The 15,752-nt window shown below is 73.3% G+C and carries 17 protein-coding genes; 8 read left to right on the top strand and 9 right to left on the bottom strand.

The genetic code is table 11. The features are described from left to right. The first annotated feature begins 90 nt into the window (after window positions 1-90). Both AB0O28_RS34890 and AB0O28_RS34885 read left to right on the top strand, forming a co-directional pair. Window positions 91-1,356, top strand: coding sequence for a hypothetical protein (locus tag AB0O28_RS34890; protein WP_363646844.1), 1,266 nt, complete (start codon window positions 91-93; stop codon window positions 1,354-1,356). A 170-nt stretch (window positions 1,357-1,526) separates the two neighbouring features. Then, a complete protein-coding gene (locus AB0O28_RS34885) occupies window positions 1,527-2,210 on the top strand; it encodes an endonuclease V (protein ID WP_363646843.1) in 684 nt (227 codons plus the stop codon). 66 nt (window positions 2,211-2,276) lie between these two features. Here the strand turns inward: AB0O28_RS34885 and AB0O28_RS34880 are convergent, their stop codons facing one another. From AB0O28_RS34880 to AB0O28_RS34865, 4 genes are all read right to left on the bottom strand, one after another. Further along, entirely contained in the window at window positions 2,277-2,585 is a 309-nt protein-coding gene (locus AB0O28_RS34880; protein ID WP_363646842.1) for a thiamine-binding protein, read from the bottom strand. Window positions 2,586-2,635: 50 nt separating this feature from the next. Continuing rightward, a complete protein-coding gene (locus AB0O28_RS34875; protein WP_363646841.1) occupies window positions 2,636-3,121 on the bottom strand; it encodes a DUF6194 family protein in 486 nt (161 codons plus the stop codon). 111 nt (window positions 3,122-3,232) lie between these two features. Further along, the gene (locus AB0O28_RS34870; protein ID WP_363646840.1) at window positions 3,233-4,105 is read right to left on the bottom strand and encodes a universal stress protein; all 873 of its coding nucleotides are present in this window, start codon (window positions 4,103-4,105) and stop codon (window positions 3,233-3,235) included. A 275-nt stretch (window positions 4,106-4,380) separates the two neighbouring features. Continuing rightward, window positions 4,381-5,751 carry a cellulose binding domain-containing protein gene (locus AB0O28_RS34865; RefSeq protein ID WP_363646839.1) on the bottom strand — a complete coding sequence of 457 codons (1,371 nt, stop codon included), beginning with the start codon at window positions 5,749-5,751 and terminating at the stop codon, window positions 4,381-4,383. Window positions 5,752-5,976: 225 nt separating this feature from the next. Here AB0O28_RS34865 and AB0O28_RS34860 point away from each other — a divergent pair, with 225 nt between their 5' ends. From AB0O28_RS34860 to AB0O28_RS34845, 4 genes are read left to right on the top strand one after another with little or no spacing between them, the layout of a single operon-like run. Further along, window positions 5,977-6,708: a YbdK family carboxylate-amine ligase gene (locus AB0O28_RS34860; RefSeq protein ID WP_363646838.1), complete on the top strand. Its 732-nt coding sequence runs from the start codon at window positions 5,977-5,979 to the stop codon at window positions 6,706-6,708. Further along, the gene (locus tag AB0O28_RS34855) at window positions 6,672-7,115 is read left to right on the top strand and encodes a hypothetical protein (protein WP_363646837.1); all 444 of its coding nucleotides are present in this window, start codon (window positions 6,672-6,674) and stop codon (window positions 7,113-7,115) included. The genes AB0O28_RS34860 and AB0O28_RS34855 overlap by 37 nt, the downstream gene beginning before the upstream one ends. A gap of 3 nt (window positions 7,116-7,118) precedes the next feature. Continuing rightward, entirely contained in the window at window positions 7,119-8,900 is a 1,782-nt protein-coding gene (locus AB0O28_RS34850; protein WP_363646836.1) for an N-acetylglutaminylglutamine amidotransferase, read from the top strand. Next, window positions 8,900-11,113 (top strand): prolyl oligopeptidase family serine peptidase, encoded by a 2,214-nt coding sequence (locus tag AB0O28_RS34845; protein WP_363646835.1) that lies wholly within the window; start codon window positions 8,900-8,902, stop codon window positions 11,111-11,113. Before AB0O28_RS34850 ends, AB0O28_RS34845 begins: the two co-directional genes overlap by 1 nt. Before the next feature lie 107 nt (window positions 11,114-11,220). Here AB0O28_RS34845 and AB0O28_RS34840 read toward each other — a convergent pair whose 3' ends face one another. Together AB0O28_RS34840 and AB0O28_RS34835 are read right to left on the bottom strand one after the other, a co-directional pair. After that, window positions 11,221-11,430 carry a hypothetical protein gene (locus AB0O28_RS34840; protein WP_363646834.1) on the bottom strand — a complete coding sequence of 70 codons (210 nt, stop codon included), beginning with the start codon at window positions 11,428-11,430 and terminating at the stop codon, window positions 11,221-11,223. 153 nt (window positions 11,431-11,583) lie between these two features. Further along, window positions 11,584-12,303 carry a hypothetical protein gene (locus AB0O28_RS34835; RefSeq protein ID WP_363646833.1) on the bottom strand — a complete coding sequence of 240 codons (720 nt, stop codon included), beginning with the start codon at window positions 12,301-12,303 and terminating at the stop codon, window positions 11,584-11,586. Between the two features lie 17 nt (window positions 12,304-12,320). On the opposite strand from AB0O28_RS34835, the gene AB0O28_RS34830 reads away from it, so the two are divergent. Next, the gene (locus AB0O28_RS34830) at window positions 12,321-12,518 is read left to right on the top strand and encodes a hypothetical protein (RefSeq protein WP_363646879.1); all 198 of its coding nucleotides are present in this window, start codon (window positions 12,321-12,323) and stop codon (window positions 12,516-12,518) included. On the opposite strand, the gene AB0O28_RS34825 is transcribed toward AB0O28_RS34830, so the two are convergent. The 3 genes from AB0O28_RS34825 to AB0O28_RS34815 all read right to left on the bottom strand — a co-directional run bounded on the left by AB0O28_RS34825 (window position 12,503) and on the right by AB0O28_RS34815 (window position 14,484). Continuing rightward, a complete protein-coding gene (locus AB0O28_RS34825; RefSeq protein ID WP_363646832.1) occupies window positions 12,503-13,255 on the bottom strand; it encodes a sulfite exporter TauE/SafE family protein in 753 nt (250 codons plus the stop codon). The genes AB0O28_RS34830 and AB0O28_RS34825 overlap by 16 nt on opposite strands. A gap of 203 nt (window positions 13,256-13,458) precedes the next feature. Then, window positions 13,459-13,902: a protein-tyrosine phosphatase family protein gene (locus tag AB0O28_RS34820; RefSeq protein WP_363646831.1), complete on the bottom strand. Its 444-nt coding sequence runs from the start codon at window positions 13,900-13,902 to the stop codon at window positions 13,459-13,461. Window positions 13,903-13,950: 48 nt separating this feature from the next. Then, window positions 13,951-14,484, bottom strand: coding sequence for a GNAT family protein (locus tag AB0O28_RS34815; RefSeq protein ID WP_363646830.1), 534 nt, complete (start codon window positions 14,482-14,484; stop codon window positions 13,951-13,953). Between the two features lie 213 nt (window positions 14,485-14,697). Here AB0O28_RS34815 and AB0O28_RS34810 point away from each other — a divergent pair, with 213 nt between their 5' ends. Continuing rightward, complete coding sequence (locus AB0O28_RS34810) at window positions 14,698-15,747, top strand: LacI family DNA-binding transcriptional regulator (protein WP_363646829.1); 1,050 nt, start codon at window positions 14,698-14,700, stop codon at window positions 15,745-15,747. Window positions 15,748-15,752 lie beyond the last annotated feature (5 nt).

Below are 15,752 nucleotides of genomic sequence, written 5' to 3'. Positions count from 1 at the left end.
CGGCCCTCCGGGCTCTCTCGGATCCACGACGCTCGACGCGGGCCGGGGGCGGATTTGCGTGCACCGGGCGGTGGCGGCGAAGATCACCGGATGACCTCCCCCAGCCCGGCTCGACGGCGGTTCGCGCTCTTCGCGCTCGCCGCCGCCGTCGTCTGTGTCTGCCTCCCGCTGGCCGAACCGGCGCTGTGGACCGCCGACCGGGGACTCTCGTTGAAGATCCTCGTCATGGTCGACCGGAACGTGGTGCCGGTGGCGATCCTCGTGCTGGCGCTGCCGCTCGGAGTGCTGATCGACCGGACGCGACGCCGGTCCGTCCTGGTGGTGTCCGCGCTGCTGGGAGCGGCGGTGGTCACGTCCGTCGCGGCGGCCGGGGCCGCCGGGACATCCGCCTTGCCTCACCTCCTCGTGGTCATCACGGCGTCCGGTGTCCTGACGATGGTGACGGGGCTCGGCGCGGACGCGTACCTGCCCTCCGTCGTACGGCGTGAGCGCCTGCTTCCGGCGAACGCCCTGCTGATCCTGCTGCCGCAGATCGTCGTCGTGCCGGTGACGCTGGCGCGGGTCCTGTGGTGGGGTTGGGCGTTCCTGTTCTCCATCGGCCTGGCGTTGGCCGCGGCGGCGGCGCTGTTCCGCGGCGTCCGCGCCGCGGAGAGGTCGCCGCCGCCCAGAACGGGACTGTGGCGGGAGACGGCGGAGGCGATTCGTTTCACGGCCCGGCATCCGGCGCTGCGGGCGATCGCCCTCTATCTGGTGCTGTCGGCCCTGTTCGCCGGGATCGTCGACGCGGCGGCGGGCGCGGCGTGGGAGACCGCCCTCAACGGCCTGAGCGGGACGCAGACCGGCTTTCCCTGGTGGCTGAGGATCGCGCGGGTTCACGGCCCGTCCGTCATCGGGGCGCTGCTCGCCGTGCTGCTGCACCGCAGGCTCGGGACCTTCCGCCTGGCGTGGTGGGCGCTGCTCGCGAGCGCGCCGTTCACCCTGCTGCTCGCCTTGTCCGGAACCGGACCGGGGCGGATCTGGTACGTCCTCGGAAGCGCCGTCCCCGCCGCCGGGACGGTGATCGCCGCCGTCGCCCTGCTCAGCCACCGGCAGGCCGTCACGCCACACCGGCTGCTCGGGCGGACGGGCGCCCTGCTTGTCGTCCTCACCACCGTGGCCGACGGTGGGGCGGACCTCCTGGAGTGGCCCGCGGAGCGGCTGGCCGAGCTGGGCGGCGTCGCTCCCGCGGCACTCGCCACCGTCGCCGCGCTCGCCCCCGCCGTTCCACTGCTGCGGGCCCGGCGGGCCGCGGCCGATCACGATGCCGGAGCGGCCGCCGCTTCGGAAGCCGGCGCCCCCACACCGACGAAGGGCTGATCACTCCCGTCTGCCCGCGATGAGCCGGGGCGTGGGCGACGACCGGGCGCGCGAGGGGCCCGACGCGGTCACCCTCGGGCGCGGGAGGCGACCCGCACCCGCGCGAAGACCCGCTCACGTCACGTGAACCGGGCGCCCGCACGGTCGCCGATGGCGTCTATCGTCTCCGCATGGAGGTCTGTCCCATCACCGCTCCGGCCACCGCCGAGGAGGCGGAGGCGATCCAGGACGCCCTGCGGCCCCGGCTGGACCTGACCGGTCCAGGTCCCCGTGACCCCGCCCTGGTCGCGGGGGTGGACGTGGCCTACGCCGACGACCTGCTGGCCGCCGCGGTCGTGGTGCTCGACGGGGCGAGCCTGGACGTGGTCGAGCAGGTGACGGTGCCGGGACGGCGCGCCTTCGACTACGTGCCCGGACTGCTCGCCTTCCGCGAACTGCCCAGCCTCGTCGAGGCGCTGGAGCGGCTCACCGTCACTCCCGACCTGCTCGTGTGCGACGGGTACGGCCTGGCGCACCCGCGGCGGTTCGGCCTCGCCTGCCACCTCGGGGTGCTCACCGGCCTGCCCACGATCGGCGTCGGCAAGACGGCCTTCGTCGGCTCCTTCGAGCAGCCCGGCCGGGAGCGCGGCGCGTGGAGCGAACTGCTCCTGGACGGCGAGGTGGTCGGTCGCGTGCTGCGCACCCGGGACGGCGTCAAGCCGGTCTTCGTCTCCGTCGGCCACCGCGTCGACCTGGAGACCGCCTGCCACGACGTCCTCGCTCTGACCCCCCGTCACCGGCTCCCCGAGACGACGCGCGCCGCCGACCGCCTGTGCCGGGCGGCGCTGAAGGCCGCCCTGGCCGCTTCCCCCTGACGGACGACCTGACGACGCGCTGACGAACTCCCCCGGCGTACGCGCCGTCGCACGTCCGGGCCGTGGTCAGGACGAGCGCTCGGCGAGGTGGCGTTCGACGGAGGCGACCTTGGCGTCGAGCCTGCCCTGCCCGGCCCGGGCGTCGGCCTTGAGCACCAGGCTGACGCGGGAGCAGCGGGCCTCGACGGCGGCGACCGCGTCCTTGACGACGCCGAGCACCTCGTCCCAGGTCTCCCCCTCGACGGTGGTGAACATGGCGTCCGTGCGGTTGGGCAGCCCGGACGCGCGGACCACGCGCACCGCCTCCGCCACCGCCTCGCCGACATCCTCACCGGCGCCGATCGGCGTGACGCTGAACGCGACGAGAACCGACATGAACCCTCCTCGAAGATCACATCTGCGGGGTCACGCTAACACCCGCCTTGTCACGTGCGGGTGGTGTGCTCACCCTTCCTGTGGCGGGCGGCCGCACGGGCATGCGCGCCCGTCAGGAGGGTACGCATCCGATCGGCCGTGGCGTCGCCGGGGTTGAGCACGCAGATCCAGGACTGGGCGGCGTAGACCGGATGCGGCAGGATCCGGTCGAGCGCGCGATAGTCCACCGCCTCGTGACGGCCGGCGTGCGCGGCAGGCGGATAGCCGAGCACTTCCTCGAACACGGCGCGGCCGACCCCGATGTTGACCCGGAAGACACCGGGCCGGTTCAGGTCGGAGGCGGTGTCGAACCCCTCGTAATCCGTGACGACGATCGTGGCGAACGGCATCTGCCGGTTCGAGGGCAGGTCGTCGGGGTCGTAGTAGAAGAAGGTGTCTCCCCACGCCGCCCGCGGGGCGCCGTTGTCCTCGCCGGCGGTGAAGGCGACGACGCCCGGCAGGCCGGTCACGAATTCGATGACGTCGTTCTCGGTCACACGAGGTCCCTTTCTCGGCGGATTTCCTCCTTCGAGTGTTTCATTGAACTTCCCTGTGAGGCTTTTTCGGGAAATTCGCAGCCGGACCTTCGTGAACTCTCAACCTGCGGCTCACACGTCCTCGGCGGACGGCCGGGGAACCCGTACCACCGCGACGGGGCAGTGCGCGTGGTGCAGGACCGCGCGGCTCACCGAGCCGAGCACCGCCGCGCCGACGGCGCCACGCCCCCGCGACCCCACGACGAGCAGATCGGCCTTCTCCCCGGCCTCCACCAGCGCGGTGACCGGGTGCGCGCAGACGGCCCGCGTCTCGGCGGGGACGCCCGGGTTCCGCTCCCGGTGGGTGCGCAGCGCGTCCGCCACGTAGTCCTCCTGCGCCGTGCGCACCTCGTCGAGGTCATAGGCGATCTCGGGCGCGAAGGAGTGCACCGGAAGCTGCCAGGCGTACAGCGCGAGCAGGCGGCACTCGCGCAGCCGTGCCTGCTCGTACGCGTAGGTCAGGGCGGCGTCGGCCTCGGCGGAGCCGTCGACGCCGACGACGACCAGCCCGTGGGGCGCCGACACCCCGGGACGCACCACGACGACGGGGACGTCGACCTGCCCGGCGACGTGCATGCCGACCGATCCGAGCAGCATGCCGGCGAATCCGCCGTGTCCCCTGCTGCCGATCACGATCTCCGCGGCGTTCGCGGCCTCCTGGCGCAGCACACGGGACGGGTCGCCCTCGATCAGGGCGGGGGTGACGCGGACGGCCGGGTGGGTCTCCCGTACGGCCTGCTCGGCCTCCTCCAGGATCCGCCGGCCGGCCCGGTCGAGCTGGTCCTCCACGGGGATGGGATAGCGCGCGATCTCGTACGGCAGGCGGTCCACCGCGTGGACGACCCGCAACGGCAGGCCCCTGCGCGCCGCGTCGCCCGCGGCCCACTCCACGGCGGCGGCCGCGGCGCGCGAGCCGTCTGTGCCGACGATGACGGGTCCGGTCATGACTCCTCCTTCTGCTCCTGCCCCTATCCGACCGTCTGCGCGACGTCGGGGGCAGGGCCGCTGGTCCCTGCCCCGCGGGACCTTCCTCCCTCCGCGGGTGCGGCGCTCGGGGCAGGGCCGGTGCGTCGGAGCCAGGAGATCGCGAGCGGGCTCGGGCCGGCCGGCTCGCGTGCCGCTGGTGCCGCGAGCCGGCCGGAAGATCAGAACCGGACTGGACGGTCAGGACGCAGACCGGAGCGGCAGGAGCAGATCGGAGAGTCGGGAGCAGGCGGATGTCAGGAGCAGGTGAATCCGCTCGCTCCCGGAGAGGAGGGGCCGGACGCCTGGAAGCCGAAGCTCGCCGACGCGCCGGGCGCGAGGTTCCTCGCCCACGAGGGCGCCTTCGCCGTCCAGCGCGTGCCGCTGGAGGTCACGGTCGCGCTCCAGCCGCTGACGAGGCTCACTCCGGACGGCATGTCCCAGGTGACCGTCCAGTCGGACAAGGCCGCGGTGCCGGCGTTCTTGACCGTGACGTTCGTCGTGAACCCGCCCTGCCAGGAGCTGGCCACCTGATAGGTCACCTGGCAGTTGCCGGGGTTCGCCGAGGGGGACGGGCTGGGGCTGGGCGAGGCCGACGGTGAGACGGACGGCGACGCCGACGGCGAGACGGACGGAGAGACCGACGGCGAGGCGGACGGCGAGGGCGAGGGCGACCCGCTGGGCGTCGTCGTGGTGTAACTCGCCTCCGTGTAGTCGGCGCCGCACTGCGATCCGCAGGACGCGGGCAGGGCGAAGCTGTAGACGCGGCCACCGTTCACCAGCGCGTCGGACGCGTCACGCACCCGGATCTGGAACCGGGTCGCGCCCTGTGTGAGCCCGCCGATGATGTACGACTGGCCCATGTCGGAGTTCATCTGGGCCTGCTTCCAGGCGCCGTCGGCGTAGTACTCCACTCCGTGGATGCCGTTGGGCAGGTGGGAGACCGCGATGGCGGGCCACCACGCCTGCGCGCCCTTCATGAAGCCGATCCTGATGTCGCCGCTGTAGCCGGGCGCCGGGACGAACGACCACGTCAGGTGGCGGTTGTTCCAGTGGTTCGGGTACATGTCCCCGACCGGCGCCCCGTTTTTGACGAACCTGTTGAGCGAGGGCTTCGACAGGTCCAGGTGATACCGGTCGTCGCGGCACCAGCCGTTGGAGTCGCCGCAGCTGTCGGCGACGATCATGGTGAGCGTGGCGCCGTTGTAGGCGTCGGAGACCCACGAGCCGTTGCGGCAGAACGCCTGGCCGGGCGCGCCGTCGTTCACGCCGGTGCAGTAGTCGGAGACGGTGACCTTCACGTACCGGCCGCAGTTGAGGCCGTTGTTCCACAGCCCCGCTTTTGAAGCGTTCGCACCGGTCAGCGGCCGGGGGTAGAAGGAGTAGTCACCCGGTGTGTCGTACACGTTGAGCGCGACGAAGTCCTGCGAGTCCAGCTCGGACTGCGGCATGCCGCAACCGCCGTACGGTGAGCCGAGGCCGTCGAAATAGGTCGCGCTGCCGGTCACCGGCGCGGGCGGGTCGTCGACCGCCCCGGCCGGCGTGGCGGCGGGCCAGGCGGTCAGCAGCACCGCGGCGACGGCGGCCGCCCAGATGCGGCGTCGGAAGGAAAGGCTGCGGCCGTTCATCGGGCTCCCTGCGCTCACGGTCGGCTCGGAACGCGGCGATCGTGGCGGCGAAGCCCTCCTCCGTCAAGGGTCGGGTCAGGGCGGCCCTCGTCGGCGAGCCGGTGAGCTGGGCGACCCTCCGGTGAGGGCCTGTAACTTTCATCACCATGCGAAACCAGAGACGTGCGTAAGCCGACTTTCGGGGCAGAGGACACGAAAGCACTCATCAGCCTGGGGAGCGACCATATGACGGAGTTGGCGCGGGATATGGCGGTCGGCGTCGAAGAGGAGTTCCATGTCGTGGACCTGGAAACCCGGCAGCTCGTCCCGCGCGCCGGTCTGCTCCTCCAGCAGTTGCCACCCGATCGGTTCACGCAGGAGTTGCAACGCTCGGTCGTGGAGGCCAACACCCGCCCGTGCACGCGGCTGGAGGACCTCTCGCGTGAGCTCACCGGGCTGCGGGCCGAAGCGGTCGCGGCGGCGGACGGCCTCGGCCTGGGCGTGGTCGCCGCGGGGGCGGTCCCGCTGGTCGACGCCGAGACGATGAAGATCTCCCCGGACCCGCGCTACGAGCAGATGCTGGCGGACTACCAGGCGCTCGCCCGTGAGCAGCTCATCTGCGGCACCCAGGTACACGCCGAGGTGCGCGACCGCGACCTCGCGGTGGCCGTCACGCACCGGCTGGCCCCCTGGCTGCCGCCGCTGCTGGCGCTGAGCTGCAGCTCGCCGTACTGGATGGGAGCCGACACCGGTTACGCGAGTTTCCGGTCGATGGTGTGGCAGCGCTGGCCGACCGCCGGGCCTGTGGAGCACTTCGAGTCGGCCGAGGAGTACGACGCGATGGTGGACGAGCTCGTGCGGTCGGGGGTCATCAGCGATCCCGGGATGCTCTACTTCGACGTCCGGCCGTCGGCGCACGTGCCCACCGTCGAGCTGCGGGTGTGCGACGCCTGCCCCGGGTGGACGACATCGTGCTGATCGCCGGGCTGTTCCGCGCGCTCGTACGGCGGGAGCTGGACGCCCTCGCCGCCGGCGGCCCGCCCCCCGCAACCGAGGAGCCCGTGCGTACGGAGCTCGTGCGGGCGGCCTCCTGGCGGGCGGCCCGTTCGGGGCTCGACGGCGAGCTGATCGACCCCGTCGAGGGCGTGCCCAGGCCGGCCCGTACGGTCGTCGGCCGGATGCTGGAGGAGCTGCGGCCGCAGCTGGAGGAGTCCGGCGACTGGGCGCTCGTCTCGTCGCTGGCCGGGCGGACGCTGGCGGACGGCGGGTCGGCCGCGCGGCAGCGCGAGGCGTTCCGGCGCGGCGGCCGGCTGACCGACGTGGTGGACCTCCTGCTGGAGGAGACGAGGTCCGGGAACCGGCGACTCGCGGCGGCCGGGAGGTAGGACATGTGCGGACTGACCGGCGAGATCCGGTTCGACGGCCGGCGCGCCGACATCGGCGCGGTGGGCCGGATGACCGACGCGATGCACGATCGCGGCCCGGACGGGTCGGGCCTGTGGTCACAGGGCCCGGTCGCCCTCGGCCACCGGCGCCTGAAGATCATCGACCTGTCGGACAAGGCGGCCCAGCCGATGGCGGATTCCTCCCTCGGCCTGGCCGCGGTCTTCAACGGCTGTCTCTACAACTACCGTGAGCTGCGCGAGGAGCTGCGGGCCGAGGGGTACCACTTCTTCTCCGGCTCCGACACCGAGGTCCTGGTCAAGGCGTTCCACCACTGGGGACCCGACTGCGTGCGCCGCTTCGCGGGCATGTTCGCATTCGCCGTGTTCGAAACGGCGACGGGACGGCTCACGCTCGCCCGCGACCGGCTCGGCATCAAGCCGATGTACGTGTCCGGGGACGGGCGGCGGCTGCGCTTCGCCTCCACCCTGCCGGCGCTGCTCGCCGGGGGCGAGGTGAGCACCGACGTCGATTCGGTCGCGCTGCACCACTACATGACCTTCCATTCGCTGGTGCCCGGCGATCGCACGATCCTCACCGGTGTGCGCAAGCTGCCCCCGGCGACCGTACGCACGGTCGAGGCCGACGGGACGTCCCGCGACACGGTCTACTGGGACCCGCCCTTCACCCGGCTGCGGCAGTACGAGGGGATGGACGCGCACGACTGGCGCGAGGCCGTGCTCGACCGGCTGCGCGCCGCCGTCCGCAGGCGCATGGTCGCGGACGTGCCCGTGGGCGTGCTGCTGTCGGGCGGCCTGGACTCCAGCGTCATCGTGGCGCTGCTGGCCGAGGAGGGGCAGCGGGACCTGTCGACGTTCAGCATCGGGTTCCACGCCGCGGGCGGCGACGCCGGAGACGAGTTCCGCTACTCCGACCTGGTCGCCGAACGGTTCGGCACCGACCATCACCGCATCCTCATCGAGGACTCCCGCCTGCTTTCCGGCCTGCCGGAGGCGGTGCGGGCCATGAGCGAGCCGATGGTCAGCCACGACTGCGTCGCCTTCCACCTGCTGTCCGGGGAGGTGGCCAGGCACGTCAAGGTGGTGCAGTCCGGGCAGGGCGCCGACGAGGTGTTCGCCGGATACCGCTGGTTCCCCCCGCTCGCCGCCGTGCCACGCGAGGAGGCCTTCGCGACGTACGCCAGGGAGTTCTTCGACCGGCCGCACGAGGACCTCGCCGGCATCGTCGCACCGGACCATCTGGTCGAGGAGGACGTGAGTGCCGACCTCGTCCGCCGTCACCTCGACCGGCCTGGCGCCGAGACCGCGCTCGACGCGGTGTTGCGCCTGGAGACCCGGCTGATGCTCGCCGACGATCCGGTCAAGCGGGTGGACAACATGACGATGGCCCACGGTCTGGAGGCACGCACGCCGTTCCTCGACCACGAGCTGGTCGAACTCGCGGCGGCGTGCCCGCCGGAGCTGAAGCTCGCCGAGGGCGGCAAGGGCATCCTGAAGGAGGCCTCCCGGGCGCTGCTGCCGCGCGAGGTCGTCGACCGGCCGAAGGGATACTTCCCGGTGCCCGCGATCCGGCACATCGACGGGCCGTTCCTCGATCTGGTGCGCGACGCGCTCACCGCGCCCGCCGCGCGCTCCCGCGGCCTGTTCGACCCGGCGTACGTCGGGAAGCTGCTGGACAACCCCCAGGCCGACCGCACCACGACAGGGGTCAACATGCTGTGGCAGCTCGGGCTGCTGGAGATGTGGCTGCAGGCGCAAGGGATCTAATGGCGGAGCACGTCCTCGGCGCCTGGGGCTGCTGGGCGCCCGCACTGGCCCCGGACCACCGGGCCGTCGCGTACGTCAGCGACCGCGACGGCGTGCCACGGGTCTGGGTCGAGCCGCTGCGGCCGGGCGGGCGGGCGCGGGTCGTCGGCACCGGGCCCGAGCCGGTCACGGACGTGAGCTGGTCGCCGGCCGGGGGCCGGCTGGCCGTGCTCGTGGCGCCGGGCGGCGGCGAGCACACGCAGGTCTGGACGGTCCGCGCCGACGGCGGCGGCCTACGCCCGCTGGCCGCGCCCGAGGGCGGATCGGCGTGGTTCGTCGACTGGACCGGCCGGGGCGACCTGCTCCTGGTCGCCGAGGTCTCGGCGTCCGGGCTGACCGAGGCCCTGCTGATCGACGCGGCCACCGGGAGCCGTGAAACGGTCGCCGCCGGACCGCTGCTGCTCCCGGAGTCGGTCAGCCGCGACCACGCGAGGGTGCTGCTGCGGCACGGCCCGCGCGGAGTCCGGCGCATGTACGTCAAGGACCTCTCCCCGGACGGCCCGCACCTCCCGGGAGGCGCGGGCCTGTCCGGGGGCGCGGGGTTGTCCGGGGGCGCAGGACTGTCCGAGGGCGTCACCGAGCGGTCGCTGCTCGCGGGCCTGCCCGGCTCGACCGAGCACGGCGTGCTCTCCCCCGGCGGGGCGACCGCCTACCTGCTGACCGACGCGGGCCGCGACCGTGCCGCGCTGGTCGCCGTGCCGGTTGACGGGCTGACCTGCGGACTGGGCGGCCGACAGGGCGGCCGACCGCTCGCCGGACCGCTCGCCGGGGCCCGGGAGGGCCTGACGGTCGTGGTGGCCGAGCGTCCGGACGCCGAGCTGGACCGCTTCGCGCTCAGCGTGGACGGCCGTCGCCTGGTGCTGGTGTGGAACGCGGCGGGACGCTCGGAACTGGAGATGCTGGAGACGGGCAACGACACCGGCGGCGGTGCCCGCAACGCCGTGCGTGCGGACACCGACCCTGTGAACCCTGGGCGCGGGGCCTCAGAGCCCTCCACGGGCGCCACATGCGCCGGGGGCGTCGGGGACACGGGCACGGTCGGTGGTGGAATCGACGGCGAAGCTGCCGAATCCGGCGCGCAGTCCGGTGCGGAATTCGGTGCCGAGTCCGGGGCGCGGCCCGGCGCGGAGTCCGGTGCGCAGTCCGGTGCCGAGTTCGATGCGCAGTCCCGTGCGCGGCCCGGCGCGGGGTTCGGCGGCGGCTCCGGGTGGGTGCGGCGCCCGCTCCCCGCTCCGCCCGGTGAGGTCGTCTCCTCCGTCAGGCTGTCGCCGGACGGCCGGATGGCCGCGCTGGCCGTCGAGGGACCGGCCCAGCCGTCGCACGTCGTGCTCTGCGACCTGGACGAGGGCCGATACCTGCCGGTCGCCGGAACGGCCCGGATCGCCGGGGCCGTGGACGCCGAACTCGTGCGTGTCCCGGCCCGCGATGCGCTGGAGCTCAGCGGGTGGCTCTACCGGCCACCCGGCGTCCTGGGCCCGGCGCCGTACGCGATCTTCCTGCACGGCGGGCCCGAGGACCAGGAGCGACCGGCGTTCACCCCGCTGTACCAGTGCCTGGTGGCCGCCGGCATCGGCGTGTTCGCGCCGAACGTGCGCGGGTCGGCCGGGTTCGGCCGCGCCTTCCGTGACGCCGACAACCACGCGCTGCGCTTCCACGCCATCGACGACGTGGCCGACTGCGCCGCCTACCTGGTGCGGGCAGGGCTCGCCGACCCCGCCAGGCTGGCCTGCATGGGCTGGTCGTACGGCGGCTACCTCACGCTGGCCGCGCTCGTCACGTATCCGCGGCTCTTCCGCGCCGGAGTGGACGTGTGCGGGATGGCCGACTTCGCCACCTTCTACGAGCGCACGGAGCCGTGGATCGCGGCGGCCGCCGTGAGCGAGTACGGCCATCCGGAGACCGACCGCGACCTGCTGCACGCCCTGTCACCTCTGCACGCCTTCGACCGCCTGACGGCTCCCCTGCTCGTGGTGCACGGCGCGCGGGACACCAACGTCCCGGTGTACGAGGCCGAGCAGGTCGTCCGCGCGGCACGGGCCCGGGGGGTGCCCTGCGAACTGCTGCTGTTCGAGGACGAGGGGCACGAGATCCGGCGGCGAGCCAACCGGACCATGTTCGTGAGGCGGGTGACCGAGTGGCTCGGACGGCACCTGACCGCCGTCTCCTCCGGGTGACTCACGGCGCTGACACCTCAGCGGTGCTCAGCCGTGGTGATCTCCAGCCCTGACGCTCGGCGGTGCCGCGCGGTGAGTGCCGCGCGGTGAGTGCCGCGGTGCGTGCTTCAGCGGGACTCGTGCAGCCGCGCCAGGTCGCTCTCCATCTTGGCGATGACCCGCTGGTACCCCTCCCAGCCGTACAACCGGAACAACTCGGACTTCATGCGGAGCGTCTCCTCCTGCACCGCCTCTGGGCCCTGGCGGCGTATGGCGTCGAGCGCGAGGCGCGCCAGCCGCTCTCGGTCGGGACTTCCGGCGAGATCCTCGCGTCTCATCTCAGGAGTAGGCATGGGGCTCTGCCCTCCGGGTCTGGACGAACGGTGCCTACACCTGACGCGCCTCGGCGGCGCTAGGTTGACCGCCGCGGCAAAACTTTCGGAGCGAGCACGTACCGGCGAGTAGGTGTCACCGGTCCTCCCGATGTCTTCTCAGGGCGCCTCGCCGCCGGGGACGTCGACCGCGATCTCGCCGCCCAGCCGGCGTCCCCCGCTGAGAACGAGGTTGTCGCCGCTCCAGAACCTCCCGGGGTCGTACCAGTTCGGGCGGCGCCCTGCGGGCAGCAGACCCATCGCCTCGTAGGTCACGGCGACGACCTCCGCGCAGTAGGCCGTCTCCAGCGCACGGTCCAGTGCACGGTCCGGCGCACCGTCCCGCTCGCCATCCCGCCCACGGGACCGCTCGCCGGTCCGCTCGCCGTCCCACGCTCCGCGCCGGAGCGAGGGCAGCCGCCCGCGCACCCAGCGCCCGGCCAGGCGGGCCGTGGACGGGAACGGCGTGCCGTCCAGCCGCGCGATCGTCCGCAGGACGGCGTCCTCCATCTCCCTGCCGGCGGACGGCTCCAACTGCCGCAGCCAGGCACGCTGGCCGTACCTGGCCGCCCAGACGCAGACCGCGTCGCGCATGTCGTGCAGCTGGACGCCGCGCTGGTGGGTGCCCGACCACATGTCGGGCAGCGACCGGCCGAGTTCGGCGTGCCACATGAGCGGCGGCAGGTCTTCGATGACGACGGCCATGCCGACGTGGTTGACCGGGCTGTTGGTGGTGACCTGGATGGCGCGGTCCGGGACACTGCGTCCGCGGAACACCCAGACGTCGCCGGTACGGGCCAGTTCGAGCGCCTTGTCGAGGCTTATCCGCGTATGAGCCACGGCAGTAGCCTAGGCACATGCGCTGGTGGAAGATACTCGGTCTGGCGGCCTTCGCGGGTGTCGCGGCGACCGGTGTGGTGCTCGCACGGGCCGAGCGCCGGCGGCGTGCGTACACGCCGGAGGAGATCCGGGAGCGCCTGCGCGCCCGGCACGCCGAGGCCGTGGCCGCGGCGGAGGTTCCCCGCGGCGGCTCCTCCGCTCAGCCGCCGCGGTAGACGTCGAAGCCGAGCTTGACCGCGACCGCGAGACCGCAGAGGGCCGCGGCGAGGCGCAGCGTCTCGCCCGGGAGGCGGCGCGCGACCGCCGGGCCGAGCCAGCCGCCCACGAGGAACCCCACGGCCAGTGGAGCCACCGCCGCCCAGTCGACCGGGCCGAACAGGGCGAACCACACGGCCGCGACGGCGTTGGCGAACGCTCCTATGACGTTCTTGACCGCGTTGACGCCGGCCGCCGGGCGGTCGAGCGCGGCGGCGAGCACGGCGAACATCATGATGCCGCCGGCGGCGCCGAAGTAGCCGGTGTAGACGGCGACGCAGAAGACGCCCACGCGCAGGGCCAGGCCGTTCTCCCCGCCGAGACGCACCCGTCCCGGGCGGGGCGGGCGCAACAACAGCAGCAGTGAGGCGCCCGCGATCAGCCACGGGGCGACCGCCTCGAACGTCCGCGACGGCGTGACCAGCAGCAGCGCCGCGCCCGTCGCCCCGCCCAGCGCGGTGGCGAGGCCGAGGCGGCCGATGAGAGGCTTCTGACCCGCGAGTTCGGGCCGGGAGCCGGCCGCCGCTCCCACACCGGTGAACAACAGCGCGACCGTGTTGGTGACGTTCGCGGTCAGCGGCGGCAGGCCGAAGGCCAGCAGCGCGGGGTACGACACGATCGAGGCCAGGCTCACCACTGTGCTGGCCACTCCCGCGACCAAGCCGACCGCGGCCAGTCCCAGCACGTCCAAAAGCACAAAGGCACCCAACCACACAGGTTTCAGGACGCCTGGCACCGGCCCTCCCGTACGGGCGCACGAGGCCGGGCGCCGCCGCACTCGCTGGATCCGAGCTGAGGCCGTGCCCGATCCCGTTTCGAGCGGCAGTATCGCGTCGTGATCGGGCGTGCCCGGCTCGGTCTGGTGAACCGCCGGCCGGTGTCCTTCGCCGCGCGCGACGGTCAGGACGAAGGGAAACGCAGCACCCAGCGGCGCTGCCAGGGCGTCTCCACGGCTCGCGGGTGATATTCGGCCCGGGTCCAGGCGACGGCCCGGTCGGCGGGCAGGCCCGACAGGATGGCCAGGCAGGCGATCACCGTGCCGGTGCGCCCGACTCCTCCGCCGCAGGCGACCTCCACCCGGCGGCCGGCGCGCGCGTGCGCGTGCAGCGCCCGGATGCGGCCGATCGCGTGCTCCGGGTCGCGTGGCAGGAGGAAGTCGGGCCAGTCGATCCACTCGTGCGGCCAGGTGAGGCCGTGGTCATGCTTGTGCCTGAGCCGTCGGCTGCCCAGGTAGAGGCCGTGGTCGGGCAGAACGCCCGGCGGCGTGGGACGTCTGAGGCCGCGGCCCCGCACCGCGGTGCCGTCGGGAAGCCGGATGGCACCAGGAAGATCGTCGATGGGCATGCCTCATCCTGCCCGCCGCCGCGCCTTCCTCGCAGCGAATTTCCGGACTCATCCGGACGTGAGGTCGAACTCGTCCCGCAGGATGGAGAACAGGAGCTGGTCGTGCCAGCGCCCGCCGCGCCACTGGGCGCGCCGGACCACGCCTTCGAGCCGGAACCCGATCTTCTCCAGGCACCGTATCTCGGCCGTGTTCTCCGGGTCGGTGGTCGCCTGGACGCGTTCCACCCGGGTGTGGGTGAACAGGTAGCGGACGAGCTCCCGCTGGGCCCGGGTCCCGATCCCCCTGCCTCGCCAGTCCGGCAGCAGGCCGACGGCGATCTCCCAGCACAGCGACGTGTCACGGCGGCCCCAGCGCCGCTCCAGCCACTCGACCCGCCCGGTGAGCTCGCCGTCCACCGTGACGGCGAGCATGTTGTCGGCTCCGGCCAGGAGCCCGCGGGCGCGCAGGGCCTCCCGCAGCGCGACGGTCGGGGTGAATCCGAACCACTGGTACGAAGTGGCTCCGCTCTCGCTCTGGAAGGCCGCGTCGAAGGCGTCCAGGTCGGCTTCGGTGACGGGTCGAAGTGCCAGGTGATCGGGCATTCCTGTCGTTCCTCACGATCGGTCCAGTGCGGGCGGCCGGGCGCCCGGCCACGCGGGGCGGCGTTCGCCTCGCCCGTCCAGGAGCGGTGGGCATCCGTACAGAACGGCGGGCGCGTGCCCGATCATCGCATGCCGCACGCCGGTGACCGGATCGGCGTCACCCCTGCAATCGGGCGCGGAGAGCGCTCTCCGTCCCATGCTATAAATGGCTGCATGAGCAGCGACCTTCCGCCGCTATCGGGAGCTCCCACACTGGAGGACGTGGCCCGCGTGGCGGGGGTGTCCCGGGCGACCGTCTCGCGCGTGATCAACGGCATTCGCAACGTCGCGCCGGAGATCCAGGAGTCCGTGCACCGGGCCATCGCGACGACCGGCTACGTGCCGAACCGGGCCGCCCGGTCCCTCGTCACCCGCCGTACGGGAGCGGTCGCGCTGGTCGTCTCCGGCGCGGGTGACGCGAGAGGCGGCGAGTCGTTCGAGTCCCGGGTCTTCGCCGACGCGTTCTTCGGCCGGGTGGCCAGCGGCGTGGTGAGCTACCTGCGGCCGCGGGGCATCCACCCGGTGCTGATGCTGGCGGACTCGGCGCAGACCCGCGACGACGTCGTGTCCTTCCTCCGGCAGGGCAGCGCCGACGGCGCCCTGGTCGTCTCGACCCACGGCGAGGACCCGCTGCCGAAGCTGCTGGTGGACGCCGGGCTGCCCGCCGTGCTGTGGGCGCGGCCCGCCCGGCCGATCCCGATCAGCTACGTCGACCTCGCCCACCGGGCGGGCGCGGCGCTGGCGGCCGACCACCTGGTGGCGCGCGGCTGCCGCCGGGTGGCCACGATCAGCGGGCCTTTCGACGTGCCCGCGGCCCAGGACCGGTTGTCGGGCTTTCAGGAGGCCATGGCCGGCCACGGCCACCCGTACGTGCCGGCCGTGGAGGGCGACTTCATGCCGGCGAGCGGAGAGGCCGGGATGCACCGGCTCATCAAGGAGCACCCGGACATCGACGGCGTCTTCGTCGCCAACGACCTCATGGCGCAGGGCGCGCTGCTCGCGCTGCGCGACCTCGGGCGCCGGGTGCCCGAGGACGTCGCGGTGGTCGGCTTCGACGACAGCGCGGCGGCCGCCTGCCGACCGCCGCTGACGACCGTGCGCCAGCCGATGGAGGACATGGCCGCCGAGATGGCCCGCCTGCTGCTGGCGCACGTCGCCGACCCGGGCTTCCGGGTCACCTCGGTCATCGTCCAGCCGACGCTGGTGGTCCGCGAGTCCGCCTGACGGAC

Origin of the sequence: Microbispora sp. NPDC088329 (assembly GCF_040685655.1) — a bacterium.
Taxonomy (GTDB): Bacteria; Actinomycetota; Actinomycetes; order Streptosporangiales; family Streptosporangiaceae; genus Microbispora.
This window is presented reverse-complemented; position numbering and strand designations above follow the sequence as displayed.

Coding starts and splice junctions, on each gene's coding strand:
- AB0O28_RS34890 (WP_363646844.1), top strand. CDS start 91: ATGACCTCCCCCAGCCCGGCTCGACGGCGGTTCGCGCTCTTCGCGCTC.
- AB0O28_RS34885 (WP_363646843.1), top strand. CDS start 1,527: ATGGAGGTCTGTCCCATCACCGCTCCGGCCACCGCCGAGGAGGCGGAG.
- AB0O28_RS34880 (WP_363646842.1), bottom strand. CDS start 2,585: ATGTCGGTTCTCGTCGCGTTCAGCGTCACGCCGATCGGCGCCGGTGAG.
- AB0O28_RS34870 (WP_363646840.1), bottom strand. CDS start 4,105: ATGACCGGACCCGTCATCGTCGGCACAGACGGCTCGCGCGCCGCGGCC.
- AB0O28_RS34865 (WP_363646839.1), bottom strand. CDS start 5,751: ATGAACGGCCGCAGCCTTTCCTTCCGACGCCGCATCTGGGCGGCCGCC.
- AB0O28_RS34860 (WP_363646838.1), top strand. CDS start 5,977: ATGACGGAGTTGGCGCGGGATATGGCGGTCGGCGTCGAAGAGGAGTTC.
- AB0O28_RS34850 (WP_363646836.1), top strand. CDS start 7,119: ATGTGCGGACTGACCGGCGAGATCCGGTTCGACGGCCGGCGCGCCGAC.
- AB0O28_RS34845 (WP_363646835.1), top strand. CDS start 8,900: ATGGCGGAGCACGTCCTCGGCGCCTGGGGCTGCTGGGCGCCCGCACTG.
- AB0O28_RS34840 (WP_363646834.1), bottom strand. CDS start 11,430: ATGAGACGCGAGGATCTCGCCGGAAGTCCCGACCGAGAGCGGCTGGCG.
- AB0O28_RS34830 (WP_363646879.1), top strand. CDS start 12,321: ATGCGCTGGTGGAAGATACTCGGTCTGGCGGCCTTCGCGGGTGTCGCG.
- AB0O28_RS34820 (WP_363646831.1), bottom strand. CDS start 13,902: ATGCCCATCGACGATCTTCCTGGTGCCATCCGGCTTCCCGACGGCACC.
- AB0O28_RS34815 (WP_363646830.1), bottom strand. CDS start 14,484: ATGCCCGATCACCTGGCACTTCGACCCGTCACCGAAGCCGACCTGGAC.
- AB0O28_RS34810 (WP_363646829.1), top strand. CDS start 14,698: ATGAGCAGCGACCTTCCGCCGCTATCGGGAGCTCCCACACTGGAGGAC.